This is a genomic window from Streptomyces sp. 549, from assembly GCF_030124175.1.
Classification (GTDB): Bacteria; Actinomycetota; Actinomycetes; order Streptomycetales; family Streptomycetaceae; genus Streptomyces.
Window position 1 is genome coordinate 84270 of record NZ_JASKMT010000016.1, and the last position, 19211, is coordinate 103480.

17 protein-coding genes are annotated in these 19211 nt (G+C 72.4%); 8 read left to right on the forward strand and 9 right to left on the reverse strand.

All coding sequences use genetic code 11. The annotated features are described in order from the left end of the window. Position 1 precedes the first annotated feature (1 nt). From QNO07_RS18390 to hemL, 4 genes are all read right to left on the reverse strand, one after another. Positions 2-766, reverse strand: a complete 765-nt coding sequence (locus QNO07_RS18390) for a cytochrome c biogenesis CcdA family protein (protein ID WP_283993233.1) — start codon at positions 764-766, stop codon at positions 2-4. Positions 767-773: 7 nt separating this feature from the next. Beyond that, positions 774-1424, reverse strand: a complete 651-nt coding sequence (locus QNO07_RS18395) for a TlpA family protein disulfide reductase (protein WP_283993235.1) — start codon at positions 1422-1424, stop codon at positions 774-776. A 143-nt stretch (positions 1425-1567) separates the two neighbouring features. Next, entirely contained in the window at positions 1568-2212 is a 645-nt protein-coding gene (locus QNO07_RS18400) for a histidine phosphatase family protein (RefSeq protein ID WP_283993285.1), read from the reverse strand. 50 nt (positions 2213-2262) lie between these two features. Next, the gene (hemL, locus tag QNO07_RS18405; RefSeq protein WP_283993236.1) at positions 2263-3582 is read right to left on the reverse strand and encodes a glutamate-1-semialdehyde 2,1-aminomutase; all 1320 of its coding nucleotides are present in this window, start codon (positions 3580-3582) and stop codon (positions 2263-2265) included. A 116-nt stretch (positions 3583-3698) separates the two neighbouring features. On the opposite strand from hemL, the gene QNO07_RS18410 reads away from it, so the two are divergent. The 5 genes from QNO07_RS18410 to QNO07_RS18430 all read left to right on the forward strand — a co-directional run bounded on the left by QNO07_RS18410 (position 3699) and on the right by QNO07_RS18430 (position 8823). Then, positions 3699-4250, forward strand: a complete 552-nt coding sequence (locus QNO07_RS18410) for a hypothetical protein (RefSeq protein WP_283993237.1) — start codon at positions 3699-3701, stop codon at positions 4248-4250. A gap of 489 nt (positions 4251-4739) precedes the next feature. Beyond that, entirely contained in the window at positions 4740-6113 is a 1374-nt protein-coding gene (locus QNO07_RS18415; protein ID WP_283993238.1) for an ice-binding family protein, read from the forward strand. Positions 6114-6269: 156 nt separating this feature from the next. Beyond that, positions 6270-6959 carry a DUF5819 family protein gene (locus QNO07_RS18420; protein ID WP_349636849.1) on the forward strand — a complete coding sequence of 230 codons (690 nt, stop codon included), beginning with the start codon at positions 6270-6272 and terminating at the stop codon, positions 6957-6959. Then, positions 6949-8124: an HTTM domain-containing protein gene (locus QNO07_RS18425; protein WP_283993239.1), complete on the forward strand. Its 1176-nt coding sequence runs from the start codon at positions 6949-6951 to the stop codon at positions 8122-8124. The genes QNO07_RS18420 and QNO07_RS18425 overlap by 11 nt, the downstream gene beginning before the upstream one ends. Positions 8125-8238: 114 nt before the next feature. Further along, on the forward strand, positions 8239-8823 hold the full coding sequence (locus tag QNO07_RS18430) for a hypothetical protein (RefSeq protein ID WP_283993241.1): 585 nt from the start codon (positions 8239-8241) through the stop codon (positions 8821-8823). 67 nt (positions 8824-8890) lie between these two features. Here the strand turns inward: QNO07_RS18430 and QNO07_RS18435 are convergent, their stop codons facing one another. From QNO07_RS18435 to QNO07_RS18445, 3 genes are all read right to left on the reverse strand, one after another. Then, positions 8891-10291, reverse strand: coding sequence for an LCP family glycopolymer transferase (locus QNO07_RS18435; protein ID WP_283993242.1), 1401 nt, complete (start codon positions 10289-10291; stop codon positions 8891-8893). A 256-nt stretch (positions 10292-10547) separates the two neighbouring features. Next, positions 10548-11003: a tellurite resistance TerB family protein gene (locus QNO07_RS18440; RefSeq protein WP_283993243.1), complete on the reverse strand. Its 456-nt coding sequence runs from the start codon at positions 11001-11003 to the stop codon at positions 10548-10550. A 98-nt stretch (positions 11004-11101) separates the two neighbouring features. Next, entirely contained in the window at positions 11102-12091 is a 990-nt protein-coding gene (locus QNO07_RS18445; protein WP_283993244.1) for a sporulation protein, read from the reverse strand. Positions 12092-12489: 398 nt separating this feature from the next. Between QNO07_RS18445 and QNO07_RS18450 the strand changes: the two genes are divergently transcribed. Then, positions 12490-13827 carry a hemolysin family protein gene (locus QNO07_RS18450; protein ID WP_283993245.1) on the forward strand — a complete coding sequence of 446 codons (1338 nt, stop codon included), beginning with the start codon at positions 12490-12492 and terminating at the stop codon, positions 13825-13827. After that, entirely contained in the window at positions 13824-14846 is a 1023-nt protein-coding gene (locus tag QNO07_RS18455) for a hemolysin family protein (protein ID WP_283993246.1), read from the forward strand. Before QNO07_RS18450 ends, QNO07_RS18455 begins: the two co-directional genes overlap by 4 nt. Positions 14847-14990: 144 nt before the next feature. Here QNO07_RS18455 and QNO07_RS18460 read toward each other — a convergent pair whose 3' ends face one another. Beyond that, positions 14991-15572 carry a TetR/AcrR family transcriptional regulator gene (locus tag QNO07_RS18460; RefSeq protein WP_283993247.1) on the reverse strand — a complete coding sequence of 194 codons (582 nt, stop codon included), beginning with the start codon at positions 15570-15572 and terminating at the stop codon, positions 14991-14993. A gap of 119 nt (positions 15573-15691) precedes the next feature. Between QNO07_RS18460 and QNO07_RS18465 the strand changes: the two genes are divergently transcribed. Further along, positions 15692-17155: an FAD-dependent monooxygenase gene (locus QNO07_RS18465; RefSeq protein WP_283993248.1), complete on the forward strand. Its 1464-nt coding sequence runs from the start codon at positions 15692-15694 to the stop codon at positions 17153-17155. Between the two features lie 88 nt (positions 17156-17243). Here the strand turns inward: QNO07_RS18465 and QNO07_RS18470 are convergent, their stop codons facing one another. Further along, positions 17244-19037 (reverse strand): choice-of-anchor A family protein, encoded by a 1794-nt coding sequence (locus QNO07_RS18470; RefSeq protein WP_283993249.1) that lies wholly within the window; start codon positions 19035-19037, stop codon positions 17244-17246. Positions 19038-19211 lie beyond the last annotated feature (174 nt).

The following is a 19211-nucleotide window of genomic DNA, read 5'->3' on the forward strand; positions in this document are numbered from 1 at the left end:
CTCAGATTCCCACGGTGTACTGGCTGGACCAGACGGTCAGCTCGTAGACGAGCCGGTCCCAGATCCCCGTCACGAGCAGCACGCCGATGACGACCAGCATGCCGCCGCCGACGCGCATCACCCACGCGTAGTGCCGCTTGACCCAGCCGAACGCGCCCAGCGCCCGCCGGAAGGCGAGCGCCGCGAAGACGAACGGCAGGCCGAGCCCCAGGCAGTACGCCACCATCAGCAGCGCGCCGCGCCCGGCGCTCGCCTCGTTGACCGCCAGCGTCTGCACGGCGGCCAGTGTCGGCCCGATGCACGGCGTCCAGCCGACGCCGAACAGCACACCCAGCATCGGCGCGCCCGCCAGTCCCACGGCGGGCTTGCGGTGGAAGCGGAACTCCCGCTGGGTGATGCCGGGCAGCACGCCCATGAACACGAGGCCGAGCAGGATGGTGAGGCTGCCCAGGACGATGGAGATGACCCGCTTGTGCTCCTGGAGTGTGTTGCCGAAGTAGCCGAAGAAGGCCCCGGTGGAGACGAACACCGCCGTGAAGCCGAGCACGAACAGCAGCGCCCCGGCGAGCATCCGGCCGCGCCGAGCCTGGGCCAGGTCGGTGCCGCCGATGCCGGTGACGTACGACAGGTAGCCGGGCACCAGCGGCAGCACGCAGGGCGAGAAGAACGATATGAGCCCGCCCAGGAGCGCGATCGGCATCGCCAGCAGCAGGGCCCCGGTGAGGACCGTCTGGTTGCTGTCGGTTGCGGCGGCGAGCAGGTGCATGGTCAGCTCACTGCCCTGCCCGCTGCTCCGCGACGACCGGGTCCAGGGCTTCGCGCAGTTCCTTCTCGCCGAGCGCCTTCAGCGCCCGCGCGGCGATCCGGCCCTCCCGGTCGAGGATGAGTGTGGAGGGGATCGACTGCGGGTTGAGGCTGCCCTTGGGGAACTTCAGGATCAGCTTGCCGCTGGGGTCGAACAGGCTCGGGTACTCGATGCCGTAGTTGCGGTCGAAGGCCCGTGCGTTGGCCTTGTCGAGGTCGCGGGTGTTGATGCCGACGAACTGCACGTCCTGGTCGGCGGTGTCCTTGGCGACCTTCGCCAGGTTCGGCGCCTCGGCCCGGCAGGGCGCGCACCACGAGCCCCACACGTTCAGCACGACGACCTTGCCGCGGTAGTCGGAGAGCCGCAGCTCCTTGTCGTCGACCGTCTCGCCGGAGATGTCCGGCGCCATCTCGCGGTCCGCCTCGGCGACCCGGGTGATCTGGCCGGTGCCCTGCACGAACTTCGTGTCGTTGCCGGAACCGCCCTGCTTGGCGCCACCCGTGTCGCCCCCACCGAGGAGGCCGCAGCCGGCCAGTGCGAGTGAGGCGGTGCCTGCGGCGGCCGTGAGCGCGAGGACCCGGCGGACCGGACGGCGTCGGGGGGCGCGGCTGAGACTCATGTGAAAAGTTTCGCATGCGCTCTCGAAAACCCTGCCGCGCCCCCCTTGTCCCGAACGTCCCCCCTGATCAGCCGCGCCGACCGGCGGCCCGGGTCAGGCACTATCAGCCCGGGTCAGTCGGGGTCAGTCCGGGTCAGTCCGGGTCAGGCGCCGAAGCCCTTGGCGCCCTTGACCGGCTTCGCCCCCGCCAGCAGGTGCGGCGGCACGAGGTCGCGGGCCGGCTCGGAGTAGCCGACCGAGACGATGTCGTCACCCAGGTAGGTGAAGCTGGTCAGCGACGCAAGCGTGCACTCGCGGCTCCGCGGGTCGTGCCACAGGCGGCGGCGCTCCACGAAGCTGCGCACGATCCAGATCGGCAGCTGGTGGCTGACGCACACCGCCTCGTGCCCGAAGGCCGCGTCCTTCGCCGCGTCGAGCGCGCCCTTCATCCGCACGACCTGCTCCATGTACGGCTCGCCCCACGACGGGCGGAACGGGTTGCGAAGGTGCTTCCAGTTGGCGGGCCTGCGCAGCGCGCCGTCGCCGACGCCGAAGGTCTTGCCCTGGAAGACGTTGCCGGCCTCGATCAGGCGCAGGTCGGTGCCCAGGTCCAGGCCGTGTGTCTTCGCGATCGGCTGCGCCGTCTCCTGCGCGCGTTCCAGCGGGGACGCCACCACGGCGGTGACGTCCCGCTCGGCCAGGTGCTCCGCGACCCGGTCGGCCATCCGCCGGCCCAGGTCGGACAGGTGGTATCCGGCCAGCCTGCCGTAGAGCACGCCGGTCGGGTTCTCCACCTCGCCGTGCCGCATGAGGTGCACCACGGTCACCGTCTTCTCGCGCGCGGGGCGCGGGGTCCCGCTCACGACGGCACCGCCTCGGCGGCGGCACGGGCGGCGGCCGGCAGGGCGGCGGCGATCCGCTCCAGGGCGCGGTCGTCGTGCGCGGCGGAGACGAACCACGACTCGAACGCGGACGGCGGCAGGTACACGCCGGCGGCGAGCATCGCGTGGAAGAACGCCGTGAAGCGGAACGCCTCCTGGGCGCGGGCGCCGTCGTAGTCGACGACCGGCTCGGCGGTGAAGAACACCGAGAACATGTTGCCCGCGGTCTGCACCCGGTGGGCGACGCCCTCCTTGGCCAGCGCCTCGCCGACCATGCCGCGCACTGCGAGCGACGCGGCGTCGACCCGGGCGTACGCCGCGTCGTCGAGGTGCCGAAGCTGCGCGACGCCCGCGGCGGTGGCGACGGGATTGCCCGACAGCGTGCCCGCCTGGTAGACGGGCCCGGCCGGCGCGAGGTGCGCCATCACGTCGGCCCGGCCGCCGAAGGCCGCCGCGGGGAAGCCGCCGCCCATGACCTTGCCGAAGGTCATCAGGTCCGGCTCCACGCCGTCGATGCCGTACCAGCCGGCCTTGGACACCCGGAAGCCCGTCATGACCTCGTCGGAGAGGAACAGCGCGCCGTTCGCCCGGCACAGTTCCTTCAGCCCGGCGTTGAAGCCCTCGGCGGGCGGAACGACGCCCATGTTGCCGGGCGACGCCTCGGTGATGACACAGGCGATCTCGTCCGGGTGCGCGGCGAACACCGCCCGGACGGCGTCCAGGTCGTTGTAGGGCAGGACCAGCGTCTCGCCGGCCTGCGCGCCGGTGACGCCGGGCGTGTCCGGCAGCGCGAAGGTGGCCAGCCCGGAACCGGCGGAGGCCAGCAGCGCGTCCACATGTCCGTGGTAGCAGCCGGCGAACTTCACGACCTTGGCGCGACCGGTGAAGCCGCGGGCCAGCCGGATCGCGGACATGGTCGCCTCGGTGCCGGACGACACCAGGCGGACCTGCTCGACCGGCCCGATCCGCGCGGTGATCTCCTCGGCGAGTTCCACCTCGCCCTCGCCGGGCGTGCCGAAGGACGTGCCGCGGGCGACCGCCGCCTGCGCGGCCTCGACGACCGCCGGGTGGGAGTGGCCGAGGATCATCGGCCCCCACGAGCAGACGAGGTCCACGTACTCCCGACCGTCGGCGTCGGTGAGGTACGGACCGGTACCGGACACCATGAACCGGGGCGTACCGCCCACGGCGCGGAAGGCCCGCACGGGAGAGTTCACGCCTCCCGGTGTCACGACGGCGGCACGGTCGTAGAGCGACTGCGATACTGGTGCTTCGTACGGATAGCTCACGCCGACCATGGTGACAGAGCTTCGTCCGCTTGTGCGGTCCGGCGTTTCGCCGGGCGTACAGAGGGGAGGTCTCTGGAACGATGATCGGGTTGTGCGGCGGGGGCCGCGAGTAGTCAGGTGGTGACATGCGCGGAGGCGGACTGGGCGAGGGGGCCGGGGACCTCGAGCCGGAGAGCGTCCCGCGCGGCCGTCATCGGCGCGATGCGGCGGAGACGAGGAACAGCAAGGGTGGCAGCCCCGTGGGGGTGACCTACAAGTATTTCGGTGCGCCGGACGGCGCCACCGCGGCGCGCGTCCCCATCTCCATGCGCCCCGAGGAGCTGGGCGGCGACGAGCTCGGCCAGGGCGGCATGTTCACCAAGATCAAGCCGGAGACCATGGCCGCGATGGTGCTCACCGGCATCGAGGGCGTGCCGCTGCACCGCGTGCCGCCGCTCGAACTGGTCGTGCTGCACCCGGACTACGCCGTGGTGAAGCTGCCCATGACGGTCGTCGACCCGCTGCGGGGCATCGGCGAGGAGTCCGTCGGCGCCGCGGCGTTCATCTGGTCCACCGTGCCCGACCGCGGCGGCCCGCGCGACGCCTTCGACGTCTACCGCCTGCTGCACGAGTGGCAGGACTTCTCCCACCGCCTGCACGAGGCGGGGCACCAGCCGTACTGCCTGGTGTGGCCCTGAGCCGGGACATCCCACTCCGCCTCTCGCCGCAGGCGTCCCGGTCCTCCCGTCCGCCCGTTGAGCCCACCGCGGCGTGACCGGGCGTCACGCGCTCCGGTTCGCACCGAGGTGCGGACCGCGGCGCGACCAGGGCATTCGTGATCTTCGCGCGCCGGGAAACCGGTTGACCCGGTCTCCCGAGATCACACGCCCGCCGAAACGATCACGAATATCCGCAAGGCAGGTCGAGTTCAAACCCAGAGACGGCGGATAATCGGCACATTCGAATTGCCGATTCGTTTTTTCACGAGGACGCCCGGATCATCGTAAGAATGAATTCTGGAGTTCTGCCGCGCATTGGAGTGTGAATTCGCGAAACTTTCCGACGCACGCCGCATGTGCTGGGGCCAGGGGAAGAGTTGCGCCTAATGTGCCACCAATTCCCCAAGGCTCCCGGGCGATCGACGAGGCCCGGCTGGCCACGGCTCTCCCACAGGAAATGGCCTCTCGATGAAGCTGAAGATCCCCCAGGCGGCCGGGCGCCGCGCGTTCACCCGCTGGTTGACCACCGGCGTCGCCGGCGCGGTCGCCGCCGTGATGGTCGCCGTCATGTCGACCCCGGCGCTGGCCATCGCCACTCCCGTACCCCTGGGTACGGCCGCCAGTTTCTCGGTTCTGGCAGGTTCCGAGGTCACCAACACCGGCCCCACCGTGATCAGTCAGGATCTCGGTGTGAGCCCGGGCACGGCCATCACCGGATTCCCCCCGGGTGAGGTGCTCGGCTCGGTGCACTCCGCAGACGAGGTGGCGAACATCGCCAAGGACGACCTGGTCACGGCCTACAACCAGGCCGCGAGCCAGGCCACGGACTTCGCCCTCGCGGCGGGAATCGGCAACGGCGACACCCTTCTTCCCGGCGTCCACACCGCGTCGTCCGGTGTCGGCCTCACGGGCGACCTCGTTCTGGACGCAGGTGGAGACCCCAACGCCGTCTGGGTGTTCCAGATCCCCGAAGCCCTGACGACGGCCTCCTCCAGCCGGGTGCTGCTCACGAACGGCGCCTCGCCGTGCAACGTGTACTGGCAGATCGGGAGTTCGGCCACGCTCGGCACCACCTCCACCTTCGTGGGCACCATCATGGCGCTGACCTCGATCAGCGTGACCACGGGCACGAACATCGAGGGCCGGGCCCTGGCCCGCAACGGCGCCGTGACGCTCGACGACAACAGGATCTTCCTGAGCGGCTGCACCGGCACGACCACGAACGGGACGACCAACGGGACGACCAACGGGACCACGAACGGCACCACCAACGGCACGACGAACGGGACCACCAACGGCACCACCAACGGGACGACCAGTGGGACGACCAGTGGCACCACCACCGGCACGACCGGGGGTCTGATCGGCGGCGGCCTCATCACCAGCGGCGGCCTGCTGGGTGGACCGATCCTCACCGGCGGAAGCTCCTCCGGGAACACCGTGGGGAACACCGCCGGTAACAACGTCACCGCAGGCAACAACGTCACCACCGGCAACACCGCCGGCACCACCGTCGGGAACACCACCGGCGGCCACGGCGGCAAGCCCGGCGGGCCCGGCCATGGGCACGGCGGCAAGCCCGGCCACGGCGGCAAGCCGGGTCACGGCCACGACCACGGTGGCAAGCCGGGTCACGGCCATGACCACGACCACGGAGGCAAGCCCGGCCACGGCCATGACCACGACCACGGAGGCAAGCCCGGTCACGGGCACGACCACGACCACGGAGGCAAGCCCGGTCACGGGCACGACCACGACCACGGAGGCAAGCCCGGCCACGGCAACCACTACGGCTACGACGACGTGCCGAAGCCCGCGAAGCACCAGGGCGACGGGGCCTAGTCAGAGGGCAGCGATGAGCCCCCTCATCGGATGACGGCGCGCGGCGGAATCCCCCGATCCCGCCGCGCGCCGCCGGTGCGTCTCCGCAGAACCACCAGTGCGGTTGGCAACAGGAAAGCAGGGTGAACGGTGTCGAGCCGAATCGAAGCAGCGGACGTGGAAAAGACTGAGCAATCCGGATCCGGTCCACCGCGAGAACGCCATGGTGAATCGAATTCACCTGGAAAGCTGCCGCTGAGCGTACGGGCGTGCAGGGTGGGTCTGTATACGACGGTTTCCCTGGTTCTGGCCGCCACTCTGACCCACGTCGTTCTGGTCTTCTTCCACGTGGCGCCCGGTAACCCCGTCTCCAGGCGGTACAGCCAGCAGATCGACGCGTGGGTGTATCCGTTCTTCGAACAGAACTGGCGACTCTTCGCCCCGAATCCCGACGCCGTCAACCGGCAGATCCTGGTGCGGACCGCACACACCGGCCCTGACGGTTCGACGCAGGTCAGCCCGTGGTTCGACCTCACCGCCGTGGACAGGTCCGCGATCGAGCACCATGCGTTCCCGAGCCACACCGCGCAGAACCTCCTGCGCCGCGCCTGGTCCTCCTACGTCGAGACGCACGGCCAGGACGACACGGCGCGCTCGGAACGGGCCGAGATGATGCAGCAGTACGTGAGCAACGTCGCCGCGGACCGCGTCGCCGAACACCGCGGCGGCCCCGCATTCGACTACATCCAGGTTCGTGTGGTCACCCACCCCGTCGCCGCGCCCGGCGCGGACGTCCGGAACAGCACGCGGACACCTGTCGAGAAGCGGCTGCTGCCCTGGTGGAAGGTGACTCGTCATGGCAAGTGAGCACCGGCACGAGTTCCCCCTCCAGGCAGGCGCACCGGATCGTCCAACAGGTCCGGGTCCAGCTCCGGGGCCGGACCCGGCCACCGGCTCGGCCCAGAACCGGCTCCGCCTCCAGGGTCGTGCCTACCGGGCGCTCCTCACCGAACAGCCGGTCTCCCTCTACGCCGCCTCGGTGCTGCGCATCGGCTTCGGGTTGCTCTACCTGCTCTTCCTGCTACGCGAGTTCCCGCACCGCCACGAGATCTGGGGGCCGGACGCCCCATGGACTCCCGCACTGGCCGCGCAGCTCTTCGACCAGTCGGGCTGGTACAGCCTCCTGGTCCTGTCGGACAGCCGTACCTGGTTCGAGCTGTGCTACGCGGCGGCTCTCGTGACGTGCGCACTGTTCGCGCTGGGTTGGCGGACCCGGGCCACCGCCGTTCTGTTCGCCGTCATGGTGGCCTCCTTCCATGCGCGAGCGATCTTCATGACGGACGGGGGTGACAACCTGATCCTGCTGATGTCCCTTTACCTCGTGCTCACCGCGTGCGGTCGGCGCTGGTCCCTGGACGCGCGGAGGGCTCGGCGGAGGGCGGCCGGTCCGGCCGGCGCGCCGGAGCGGGTGAAAAGCTTCTCCGCGCAGCAGTTCCACGCCGCCCGCACCACCCTGGTCACGGTGGTGCACAACTGCGGCATGTTCGTCATCGCGGCTCAGGTCTGCTTCCTGTACGGATCAGCCGGCCTCTACAAGGTCCAGGGCTCGTTCTGGGCCGACGGAACCGCACTCCACTACGTCCTGCACCTCGAACTCTTCCAGCCCTGGCCCGCGCTCTCCCACTTCGTGGACCAGTACCCGCTGGCGATCGCGGTCATCAGCTATCTGACCGTTCTCACCCAGGTCGCCTTCCCGTTCGTGCTGTTCGGCAGACTCAAGTACCCCGTGCTCGTGGTGCTGCTCGGCATGCACCTGGGCATCGCGGTGCTGCTGGGGCTGCCGTTCTTCTCGGGCGCCATGATCATCGCGGACGCCGTGTTCCTTCCCGACCGCTTCTACGCCGCCCTGCCCCGCCTGTGGCGGCGGACGGCTCAGCGGTGGGGCAGGCGGCGCAACCCCCAGGAGGAGGCGCAGGTCGGATCAGTCCCCGCGCAGGGCAGGCACGAGCTCCCCAGCCTGAGCGTGCGCTGACTCCCGCTGCGGCCGGCGGCTGGGTGTTCACCACATCGGGGCGGTCGGCGTATACGATCCGGCCGTCCCGCACTACGCTGCTCAGGGGCGCAGGGCCGATGCAGGGCGAGGGTGATGAGGGCCGTGAGGTTCCCGGGCAAGGTGGTGACCGTCGCGTGTGTGGTGGCGTTGTCCGTCACCGGCGCGGCGGCGGCTCTGGGTGCCCTGACCACGGGCGACCGGCCGGCCGCGCCGCGCACCCAGGCGGCCGAGGTCACCGTCGCGGTGACCGCCGAGGCGCAGTCCGAGCTGCGGCGACTGAAGTCGGCGGGGCTGCCGGTGGAGCACGAGGCGACGCTGACCCCCGCGACCGACCCCGACCACCTGCTGGGCCGCGCGGACGGCTACCGCAGCAAGGTGTCGTTCGAGGACGACCGGGTGGACGGCGGGCTGGTGGCCGACAACGACCCGGGCAGTGTGGCGCTGGGCGGGGTCATCGAGGTCTTCGCGGACGCGGAGGCCGCCCGGGAGCGCGCGCAACGCCTCCAGGACGAGGCGGTGGGCATTCCCGCCCGGGCCGAGCGCGGCTACCTCTCGGGCCGGGTGCTGCTGCGGCTCAGCCCGTACCTGGACGAGACGCACGCCGAGCGGTACCGCGAGGCGCTCGGCGCCGACCCGGTGCCGACGTCCGGCCCGGCCCCCGACGTACGTGAGGTCTGACGACGTAGGCGCGGTCTGACTGCCGGGCAGCAGCGCCCGAAGCCCCGGAAGCGTGCGGCGAATCCGGTCAGCCGCGGACGCCCTGGAAGCGGTCGCCGATGGTGAGGGTGAGCACGCCGGGCGCGCTGCCGCCGGAGGTGGTGGCGGCGCCCGGTACCCGGCCGGACAGCACGGAGGCGTGGGTGGCGAGGCCGTCCGGGTAGGTGATGGTGGTGCGGGAGACGTCCTCGGGGGCGTTGCCGGTCAGCACGACCTGGAAGCCCGCCCCGCGCAGGTCCTCCGCGACCTCGGCGGCCTTGCCGGGCGTACCCGTGCCGTTGAGGACCTGGACGCGGACCTGGGACGGGGTGATCGCGCCGCTCCTGCGGGCGCTGGCCTCCAGCGCCTTCTTGTTCACCTCGCGGTCCTTCGCCAGTGAGGTGAACAGCGTCTCGGCCTGCGGGTACTGCCACACCACGTTGGCCTTGTCCGTGGGCACGTCCCGCTCGCGCGGGTAGTTGGGCACGGTCAGGAAGGTCAGCCGGTTCGCCGGGATGCCCTTGACGCTGGAGGCGAGGTCGTACAGCGGGCGGATGCCGGCGAGGTCCTTGTCCGTGGTGAGCGAGGACGTGAACGCCTCCAGGAAGCCGTAGAGCGCCGCCGGGTCGGTCAGTTTCGTCTGCGCCTTCGCGGCGAGCGCCTCCATGAACTCCTGCTGGCGGCCGATCCGTCCCAGGTCGCTGCCGTCGCCGATGCTGTAGCGGGTCCGGACGTAGCCGAGCGCGTTCTCGCCCTTGAGAGTCTGGCAGCCGGCCTCGAGCTGGAGGTGCGCCTTCTTGTCGTTGATGGCCGTCTCGGGGCAGACCTCCACCCCGTCGACCGCGTCGACCATGCCCTTGAAGCCGTTGAAGTCCATCGACATGTAGTGGTCGATGCGCAGCCCGGTGTTGTGCTCGACGGTCTTGATGGCGCAGGCGGCGGCGCCGCTGACGTCGCCGCTCATGCCGCCGATCGCGTACGCCTCGTTGATCTTGAAGTGGTGGGGTGCGGAGGTGTTGCCGTTGCCCTTGTCGCAGGAGGGGATCTCCACCCACGAGTCACGCGGCAGGGAGACGACCGTGGCCCACTTCCGGTCGGCGGCGACGTGCACGATCATCAGCGTGTCGGACTGCATGGTGGTGAAGCCGCCGCCGTACTCGTCCCCCATGCCGTCGCGGCTGTCGGAGCCGACGACGAGGATGTTCTTCGCACCGGGCGTCAGGCTGACGGGCCGGTTGTCGCCGAGCCGGTCGTCGAAGTCGGCGGCGTCGATGTTGCCGTCCAGGCGGTGGTACATCCACGCGAGCGTGCCGCCGCCCCCGAGCACCAGCAGCGCGGTCACGCCGGCGCCCCACACGACGGCCCTGCGGCGCTTGCGCGGTTCCTTCGGCGCCGCGCGGCGTGCCCGCCGACCGCCCGAGGCAGCGCGTACTCCTCGTGTACCGGCCACGTCTCCGCCTTCCGCCCGACTCGTGCGGGCCCGCCCTGGTCCAGCGCCCGCTGCAACGGCCCTCGGCGTCCTCGCGGAGGGCCGGCGGCAGCCGGCGAAGGGCCGACGGTACCAACAAGGTCACGATCGAGACGAGGCCGGAGGTTACAAATCTGTTCCGCGGGGTACACCCGCACGCCCCCGAGCGCCGCACACGGCGGTTTCTCCGGCCGGAGCGGGCAGGTCGCAGGCGGGTGTCCCCGGGGTCAGACGGTGCTCAGAGGTCGAACTCGTGCGGGGCGATGCCCAGCGCGAAGCACGCCTCCTTCACCACGGCCCGCTCGCTCTGGTCGAAGTGACCGTCGGCGCCGCCGATGACGATGCCGATCTGCACCACGGCCCGCGCCTCGTTGGGCTTCTTCTGGACCTTGCCGATGATCTGCATCAGCTCGACCTTGCCGAACTCGAAGTCGGTGGTCAGCTTCTGGCAGTTGTCGTTGAACCGCTGCTGGAGGTCACCCGCGGGGAAGTTCTGCAGCACCTCGTTGGAGGAGATCAGGGACGCCACCCGCTGCCGCTCGGACGCGTCGACGGAACCGTCCGCGGCGGCCACCAGCGCGCACATGGCCATGCTGGCGTCACGGAACCCGCCGCTCTTGAGGTCGTTCTTCTTCGCGTTGAGCTGGGTCTGCATCGAGGCAGCGGAGTCCTTGATCCGGTCCCACAGAGCCATGCCATCTCCTTTGTCGATATGGGTAGTCGCCGCTTGGGCAACGGCCCAGCGGCCCGATCAGTGCCCGGCCCGCGCGCCGGCCCCGATTTCCGGCCCGATCAGCCGTCGTCGCCGCCGTCATCGCCGCTGTCGTCACCGTCGTCGCTGTCGTCATCGTCGAGCATCTCCGAGACTGCGTAGGCGCCGAGCGCGCCCACCGCCACCCCGGCGGCCGCACCGGCGACGACCGTACCCATCCCCGGCCCGGAGCGCTGCGGCTCGACCTGCCCGTAGGGGGCGTGGTGCGGGTCCTGTCCGTAGGGCGCGCCCTGCCCGTGCTGGCCGTACTGCCCGTGGTGGCCGGCCAGTTCAGCCAGCCAGCCGTCGACCTCGGCGTCCCAGTCGATCCGGCCCGCGTCCGCGTGCGCGACCGTGTGGCGGTTGACGGCGTCGTGGCCGCGCCGCCGGTCGGCCTCCAGTACGACCTCAACGGTGTCCGGATTGGCCAGAAAAGACACCTCCACCTGACGCATCGCGTGCGCGTGGCGGGCCGGCGGGGTGAGTTCGATCTCCTGGTAGAACGGCAGCGTCTGGCCGGTGCCGTGGATGTGGCCGAGTTCGAGGTCGGCCGAGGTGAACGCGGCGCCGAGTCGCCCCAGCGCCTCCAGCACGGCCTCCTGCACCGGCAGCGGACCCACCCGGAAGTCGTCCAGGTCGCCCTTGTCACGGGCGCCGGCGACCGCCACCTCGGTCCGCACGCCGAGCCCCACGCCCAGCGGCTGGCCGTGCAGTTCGGTGAGCGGCGTCTCCCACGCCAGGGCCAGCGTGAACGGCACGTCCAGCTCCTGCCCGGCGGCCAGCGCGAAGCCGCCGCCGACCTCGACCCGGTCGAAGACGACGAGCCCCTCGCTCTCCCCGTCCCCGTGCTCGGCCTCCACGCGTGCCACCAGTTCGAGCACCAGGTGCTCGATCCGCGCGTCCGACCGGCCGCCGCTCAGCCGCACCCGGCCGGTCAGATCGCCTCCGGGCAGCACCGGGCCCGGGTCCAGGACCGTGTCGACGGACGGGCCGCCCACCCCCAGCGCGCCGAGCAGCTTCTTGAACACCATCGCGGTGTCGTCTCCTTCGGGTCGTCTCCGACGGGTTTCCCGCACGCCCACGGTGGCAGGCGGCCCCTGCGGGGGAGGGCCGGCGGGATACGACCCGCTGGCGCCACCGTGCCCCACGCCGCGCCGCCACCGGCGATTTCCCGCCAGTCCCGTGACAGTGGAGGGTCGCATGAGCACACAGGGTGGTGGGCACCCTCGATGAGCCCTCGATCAGCCGCGCACGGTGAAGCGGTCCCGCTCTACGATGGGTTCTCCACGTTCTCACCGCCGGGTCGCCCGACCCGGCACATCGAAAGGAGCCGCAGTCCAGCCATGGGCGAACCTCCCAGTACCTGCCGTGCGCATCCCTCCCCGAGTCCGCAGCCCGCGGGCCTGACGCCGGGAGCGGGGGTGGCACGGTGACCGAAGTACTGCTGCTGCTCCTGGCGCTGGCGCTGACGCTGGCGTGCGCGGTGTTCGTCGCCGCCGAGTTCTCGCTGACCACGGTCGAGCGCGGCGCGCTGGAACAGGCCGCGCGTTCCGGGGAACGCGGCGCGGAGAGCGCGCTGAAAGCGGCCCGCACCCTGACGGTCCAGCTCTCCGGAGCCCAGTTGGGCATCACGGTGACGTCTCTGGTCATCGGCATGCTGTCGGAGCCCTCGCTGGCGGCGCTGCTGCGCGGCCCGCTGGAGGCCGCCGGACTGCCCGGCGGACTGGTGTCCTCGGTGGCGCTGACGCTCGGTGTGGTGATCTCCACGGTCGTGCTGATGGTCGTGGGCGAGCTGGTACCGAAGAACTGGGCGATCTCCAGCCCGCTGGCCGTCGCCAAGGTGGTGGCCGGCCCGCAGCGCGGTTTCACGACCGCTTTCGGACCGTTGATCCGGCACCTCAACAGCACCGCGAACCGACTGGTGCGGCGCCTCGGCCTGGAGCCCACCGAGGAACTGGCGTCCACCCGCACCCCGGCCGAGCTGGTCTCGCTGGCCCGGCACGCGGCTGCCGAAGGGGCGATCGAGGCGGACTCCGCCGAGCTGTTCGTCCGCACCCTGCACCTGAACGAGCTGACCGCGGAGAACGTCATGACCCCGCGGGTCGACGTCAAGGCGCTGGACGCGCACGCGACCGCCGCCGACGCGGCCAACCTGACCCTGGCCACCGGCCTGTCCCGCTTCCCGGTCTACCGCGACACCCTCGACGACGTGATCGGGACCGTGCACATCAGGGACGTGCTGGCCCTGGACGAGGAGGAGCGGGCGGACGTCACGGTCGCCGCGCTGGCCGGTGAACCGCTGCGCGTCCCGGACAGCCTGCTGGTGGACCGGCTGCTGGAACGGCTGCGGGACAGCCGGACGATGGCCGTGGTGGTCGACGAGTACGGCGGCACCGCGGGCGTCGCCACGCTGGAGGACATCGTCGAGGAGGTCGTCGGGGACGTCCGCGACGAGCACGACCCCGAGGAGGCCCCCGACCTGGCCGACGCCGGCACCACCGAGGACGGCAGGCCGGTGTGGGAGGCCGACGGCAGCGTACGCATGGACCAGCTCGGCGTCATCGGCCTGGTAGTGCCCGACGGCCCTTACGAGACGGTGGCGGGGCTGCTCGCCGCCGAGCTGGAGCGCATTCCCGAGGAGGGCGACCGGGTGGAACTGGAAGGCTGGCGGCTGGCGGTGCTGCGCACCGAGCACCACCGTGCGGACCGGGTCCGGCTCACCGGCCCCGCGCAGTACCGTGACCAGCGGCTGGAGGACGCACGATGACCGGGCTGCAACTCACCATCGGCATGCTGATGATCGGCGTCAACGCCTTCTTCGTCGGCGCCGAGTTCGCACTGATCTCGGTCCGGCGCAGCCAGATCGAGCCGCTGGCGAAGGCGGGTGTGAAGCGGGCCAGGACGGTGCTGTGGGGCCTGGAGCACCTGTCTGCGACCATGGCCACCGCCCAGCTGGGCATCACCGCCTCCTCGCTGGTGCTGGGCGCGGTCGCCGAGCCGGCCATCGCGCACCTTCTGGAGCCGGTGTTCGAGGCGGTCAACATGCCGTCCGCGCTGGTCCACCCGATCGCGTTCGCCGTGGCGCTGACCGCGGCGACCTACCTGCACATGGTGCTGGGCGAGATGGTGCCGAAGAACATCGCACTGGCCGCGCCGGACCGCACCGCGCTGGTGCTCGGCCCGGCGCTGGTGTGGCTGACCCGGGTGCTGCGCCCGGTCATCTTCGGCATCAACGCCCTGGCGAACCGGCTGCTGCGGCTGCTGCGCGTCGAGCCGAAGGACGGCGTCGAGTCGGTGTTCACCGACGACGAGCTGGTCCGCATGGCGGAGGACTCCAGCGCCGCCGGACTGCTCGGCCCCGGCGACAGCCGCCGGCTGCGGGACGCGCTGGAACTGGGCAAGCGGCCGGTGGGGGCGGTCCTGGTGCCGCTGAGCCGCATGGTGACGGTGGGGCACCGCGTCACGCCGCGCGAGCTGGAGCGGACGGCGACGAGGTCCGGCTTCTCCCGGCTGCCGGTGACCGGGCCGACCGGCGGCGTGCTCGGCTACCTGCACGTCAAGGACAGCCTGGGGGCAGCCGTGCGGGACCAGCCGTTCGCCCGTGAGGCGCTGCACTCCATCCCGCAGGTCCGCATCGACACCCCGCTGGACGACACTCTGACCGCGATGCGCGCCACCGGCACGCACCTCGCGGCGGTCACCGGCGAGCAGGGTGCGCTGCTGGGCTTCGTCACCATGGGTGACGTGCTGGCCGCACTCGTCGGCCCGCCCCAGCCCGTCGGCTGACGGCCCCGGTCCGGACGGGCCGCGACGCGGACGCCCCGGCGCCCGGCCCGGAAAGGGCCCGGCGCCGGGGCGTTCCGCGTTCCGCACGCCTGGGACGCAGGGGAGCCGCCGGGGGTCAGGGGCGGGGCTCAGCGGGGCGGAGGCTCAGGGGGCGGGGGCGGTGAGGGAGCGCTGCACGACGGGGCCGAGCCAGGCGACGACCTCGGCGTGACTGAGCGCGACCGCGGGCGGCAGGCGCAGCACGTAGCGGGTGAGGGCCATGCCGAGCACGTGCGAGGCGACCAGCACCGCGCGGGTGGGCGCCTCGGCGGGGTCGGGGACCACGGCCCGCACCACGGGGGCGAGCTGTTCGGCGAAGACGGCCCGCATGCGCGCCGCGCCGGCCTCGTGGGTGACGCCGACCCGCAGCAGCGCGGCGAGCACACCGTCCTCCTCCCAGCGGCGCAGGAAGTGCGCGACGAGGCGGGCACCGGCCTGCTCGGCCGGGAAGGCGGTGAGGTCGGGCAGTCGCAGATCGATCTCGGAGGCGGCGGCGAACAGCCCCTCCTTGTTGCCGTAGTACCGCATCACGAGCGAGGGGTCGATCCCGGCGGCGGCGGCCACCGACCGGATGGTCGCCCGCTCGTACCCGTCGGCGGCGAAGCGCTCCCGGGCCGCGGCGAGGATCGCCGCCCGGGTGGCGTCGGAGCGCCGGGGGGACGCGGGGCGCGCGGTTGGATCGGTCATGCACCTCAGCGTATGCCCACAGCCGTTGACATCCGGCCTGGCGCCTCCTATGTTGCCAACAAGCGTTGACATCAACCCCGGTGTCCGCCCGGCCGGCGGCCCGACCCCCGGAGGCGCGCATGACGGCCACGAACCCGACGGCGGATGTCCTGGTGGTGGGCGCCGGGCCCGTCGGCCTGCTGCTCGCCGGCGACCTGGCCGCCGCCGGCCGGTCCGTCACCCTCGTCGAACGCCGCCCGCACGGCGTCAGCAACCTGACCCGGGCCTTCGGCGTGCACGCCCGCACCCTGGAGCTGCTCGACGCCCGCGGGCTGGCCGACCCGCTGGTGGCCACCGGGCACCCGCTGACCGAGCTGCGGCTGTTCCGCCGGCTGTCGCTGGACCTCGGCTCCCTGCCCAGCCGCTTCCCGTTCCTGCTCGTCACCCCGCAGTACGAGGTCGAGCGGCTGCTGGAGCAGCGGGCGCTGGAAGCGGGCGTGCACTTCCGCCACCACACCGAACTGACCGGCGTCGACCAGGACGCGGACGGCGTCACCGCCCGGCTGCGCGAGGCCGACGGCACCGCCACCACGCAGCGGGCCGCCTACCTGGTGGGCACGGACGGCCACCGCAGCAGCGTCCGCCAGGCGCTCGGCATGCCCTTCCCCGGCACCTCGGTGGTGCGGTCCCTGGTGCTCGCCGACGTGCGCCTCGCCGCTCCCCCGGGCGACACCCTGACCGTCAGCGGCACCGGGCACGCCTTCGTCTTCGTCGCGCCCTTCGGCGACGGCTGGTACCGCCTCTTCGGCTGGCGCCCCGAAGCCGGACCGCGCCCCGAGCAGCCGTCCGCGGAAGCGCCGGTCACGCTCGACGAGCTGCGCGGGCTGGCCAGGGACGCGCTGGGCAGCGACCTCGGCATCGGCGAGGCCCGCTGGATGTCGCGCTTCCACAGCGACGAACGCCAGGTGCCCGCCTACCGCACGGGCCGTGTCCTGCTGGCCGGGGACGCCGCCCACGTCCACTCCCCCGCGGGCGGCCAGGGCATGAACCTCGGCCTCCAGGACGCCGCCAACCTGAGCTGGAAGCTGGCCGAGGTCACCGCCGGAAGGGCCGGTGACTCCCTGCTGGACAGCTACCACCGCGAACGCCACCCGGTGGGGCGCGAGGTGCTGCGCAGCAGCGGCGCCCTGATCCGGATGGCGATGGCCCGCACCCCTCTCCACCGCGCCCTGCGCGGCCTGCTGGCGCGCGCGGTGAGCGGCGTCGGTCCGCTGCGCCGCACGGCGGTCGGCGCGGTCACCGGCGTCGGCGTGCGCTACCGGGCGCCCGAGGGCGCGCACCCGGCCGTCGGCCGCCGGGTGCCCGACCTGCCGCTCGCCGACGGCGGCCGGCTGTACGAGGCGCTGCGCACCGGCGGCTTCGTCCTCGTCACGCCCCGACCCCTCCCGGGCGGCCGGCCGGCGCCCGCGGTCCCGTGGACGGAGGTGCCCGGCACCGGCGGCCGGACCCTGCTGGTCCGCCCGGACGGCCACCTGGCGTGGCAGTGGCCCGGGACGCCGACCCGCGAGGACGTCGCCGCAGCCCTCACCCGTGCCCTGCGCTGACCAGCTGCCCCCACCGGGGGCCGCGTCGCCGTTGGGGGCGGTGTGCTCCGGACCGCGCCTGGCGGCGGCGGACGGTCCGGAGCAGGGATCACTTGCGGCCGGGGTCCGATCCCTTGCCCTTGTCGGGCTCGCCCCGGGTGTTGGCCAGCCGGATCACCACCCGCTCCGGGGAGTCGGCGTTGAGCACGTACGGGCCGGTCACGGGCTGGGCGGGCACCCGGTAGCCCTCCGGCACGTCCGTCTCCCGCAGGTAGTAGACGCCCTCGGGCTGGTCGGCGAAGACGCACCGGCCCGTAGCGCTGGTGGCGCAGCCCGGGTCGACCAGGGTGTCGGGGGTGCGGCCCGCGGTCTGCAGCCCGGTGCGGTTGTTGCTCTCCCGCCACAGCTCGAAGACGGCGCCCCGCAGCGGCTTGCCGGTGGCGGCGTCGCGCTTCATCACGACCAGGTCGGCACGCTTGTCCGGCGCCGGGGCGGGCTCGTTGCGCACGGTCACGCTGACGCCGCGCTGGGCGTTCTCGGCGGTGACGGCGAGCGGGCCGAAGACCGAGGGGTCGGGCAGCCGGTAGCCGTCGGGGGCGGCGGTCTCCTGCCAGTAGTAGCTGCCCGGCTCGATCGAGCGGGCGCAGCGGCCGTCGTCGCCGGTGGTGCACACCTCGCCGACGGCGGTGTCCGGGGTGGCCCCGGTGGTCTGGAGGCCGCTGGTGCCGTTGCTCTCCCGCCACAGCTGGAACCGGGCGCCGGGCAGTGCCTCCCCGGTTTGCGCGTCCCGCTTGACCACCGCGACGGTACCGATGACGGGCACCGGACGGCCGCAGTCCGGCAGGTCGCCGTCGAACGGGTAGGCGTGGAGTTCCTGGCCGCTGCCGACGGTCGGTGACCCGTGGGTCAGCGACCCGGCGGTGAAGAGCCGGCCGTTGACGCCGGGCACCGTCACCTCGGTCTCGCCCGCCGGGTTGCCGGCGAGCACGCTGCCCTGGAACTGGCCGGTGCCGGTGAGCACCACCTGGGTGGCCCGGGGGAAGTTCCACAGCAGTCGGCCGCGGAGCCCGTTGAGCGGGTCGTCGTCGGTGATGCCGCCGCTGTAGGTGCTGATCGTCCGGGCGTCGCCCAGCACGTTGACCAGGACGGTCGCGCCCGCCGGGATGCCGCGGAACACCAGGCCCTGCTGTGCGCCGCGCGGGCCGGTGAGGTCGAAGTCGACGGTGAAGACCTGGAGCGCGGAGGTGCCGTCGCCGGTGAACACCGTCTCCCCGCCGCGGTTGACGGCGGTACCGGTGGCGGGCCGCGGGATGTTGCCGTTGGGGTAGGCGTAGCAGGTGGCGGCGTCGGTCAGTTCGGCCCGCAGCGAGCGGTAGGGCCTGGTCGCCTCGGCGTCCCGCACCACCCGCGAGCGGATGTCGCCCAAGGCGTCCGCTGAGTGCCGGACCACGCCGCCCTCGGCGAGCAGCCGCTTGCCGTCGGCGACGGTGACGCCACCGCCGCTGACCAGCCAGTCCGACCCGGCGGGCGGCGGCACTCGCGAGCCGACGCCGACCTCGCCCACGTTGTAGATGTCGCCGCCCCGGGTGCGGTTCATGTCGAAGGCGCCCAGTGTGACGACCCGGCCCTCCGCCTCGGCGGCGCCGCCACGCACCCGGAAGTCACCGCCGACGAAGATGTTGACCGCCTCGTCCCGTCCGGCGATCGGCCCGTTGCCGATGGCCGGGTGGGTGGCCGGGCAGTCGTCGCCCACACACGGGCCCAGCCCGGCGGGCAGCGGCGCGGCCTGCGCGGGCGGGCTCTGCGGCCCGAGGCCCCCGAGGCCCCCGAGAACAAGGACGGGCGCCAGCACGGCCACCACGGCCCGCCACAGCCATCGGCTCTCTCGCTTCTTCTGATTCACCGTCTGCTCACAGCTCCCCGCAAGACCCCGATGGGCCGATACGTTGATATGACAGTGACCATTGAGGCCCGGCCGTGCCCCGCCGACGGGCCCCGACACCATTCCGGGGCCAAGTCCCACCCGAACGGCCCCGCGTGGCACGCAGACCCCCGCATTCCACGCAGACCCCGCATG

Coding starts and splice junctions, on each gene's coding strand:
- QNO07_RS18390 (WP_283993233.1), bottom strand. CDS start 766: ATGCACCTGCTCGCCGCCGCAACCGACAGCAACCAGACGGTCCTCACC.
- QNO07_RS18395 (WP_283993235.1), bottom strand. CDS start 1,424: ATGAGTCTCAGCCGCGCCCCCCGACGCCGTCCGGTCCGCCGGGTCCTC.
- QNO07_RS18400 (WP_283993285.1), bottom strand. CDS start 2,212: ATGCGGCACGGCGAGGTGGAGAACCCGACCGGCGTGCTCTACGGCAGG.
- hemL (WP_283993236.1), bottom strand. CDS start 3,582: ATGGTCGGCGTGAGCTATCCGTACGAAGCACCAGTATCGCAGTCGCTC.
- QNO07_RS18410 (WP_283993237.1), top strand. CDS start 3,699: ATGCGCGGAGGCGGACTGGGCGAGGGGGCCGGGGACCTCGAGCCGGAG.
- QNO07_RS18415 (WP_283993238.1), top strand. CDS start 4,740: ATGAAGCTGAAGATCCCCCAGGCGGCCGGGCGCCGCGCGTTCACCCGC.
- QNO07_RS18425 (WP_283993239.1), top strand. CDS start 6,949: ATGGCAAGTGAGCACCGGCACGAGTTCCCCCTCCAGGCAGGCGCACCG.
- QNO07_RS18430 (WP_283993241.1), top strand. CDS start 8,239: ATGAGGGCCGTGAGGTTCCCGGGCAAGGTGGTGACCGTCGCGTGTGTG.
- QNO07_RS18440 (WP_283993243.1), bottom strand. CDS start 11,003: ATGGCTCTGTGGGACCGGATCAAGGACTCCGCTGCCTCGATGCAGACC.
- QNO07_RS18445 (WP_283993244.1), bottom strand. CDS start 12,091: ATGGTGTTCAAGAAGCTGCTCGGCGCGCTGGGGGTGGGCGGCCCGTCC.
- QNO07_RS18455 (WP_283993246.1), top strand. CDS start 13,824: ATGACCGGGCTGCAACTCACCATCGGCATGCTGATGATCGGCGTCAAC.
- QNO07_RS18460 (WP_283993247.1), bottom strand. CDS start 15,572: ATGACCGATCCAACCGCGCGCCCCGCGTCCCCCCGGCGCTCCGACGCC.
- QNO07_RS18465 (WP_283993248.1), top strand. CDS start 15,692: ATGACGGCCACGAACCCGACGGCGGATGTCCTGGTGGTGGGCGCCGGG.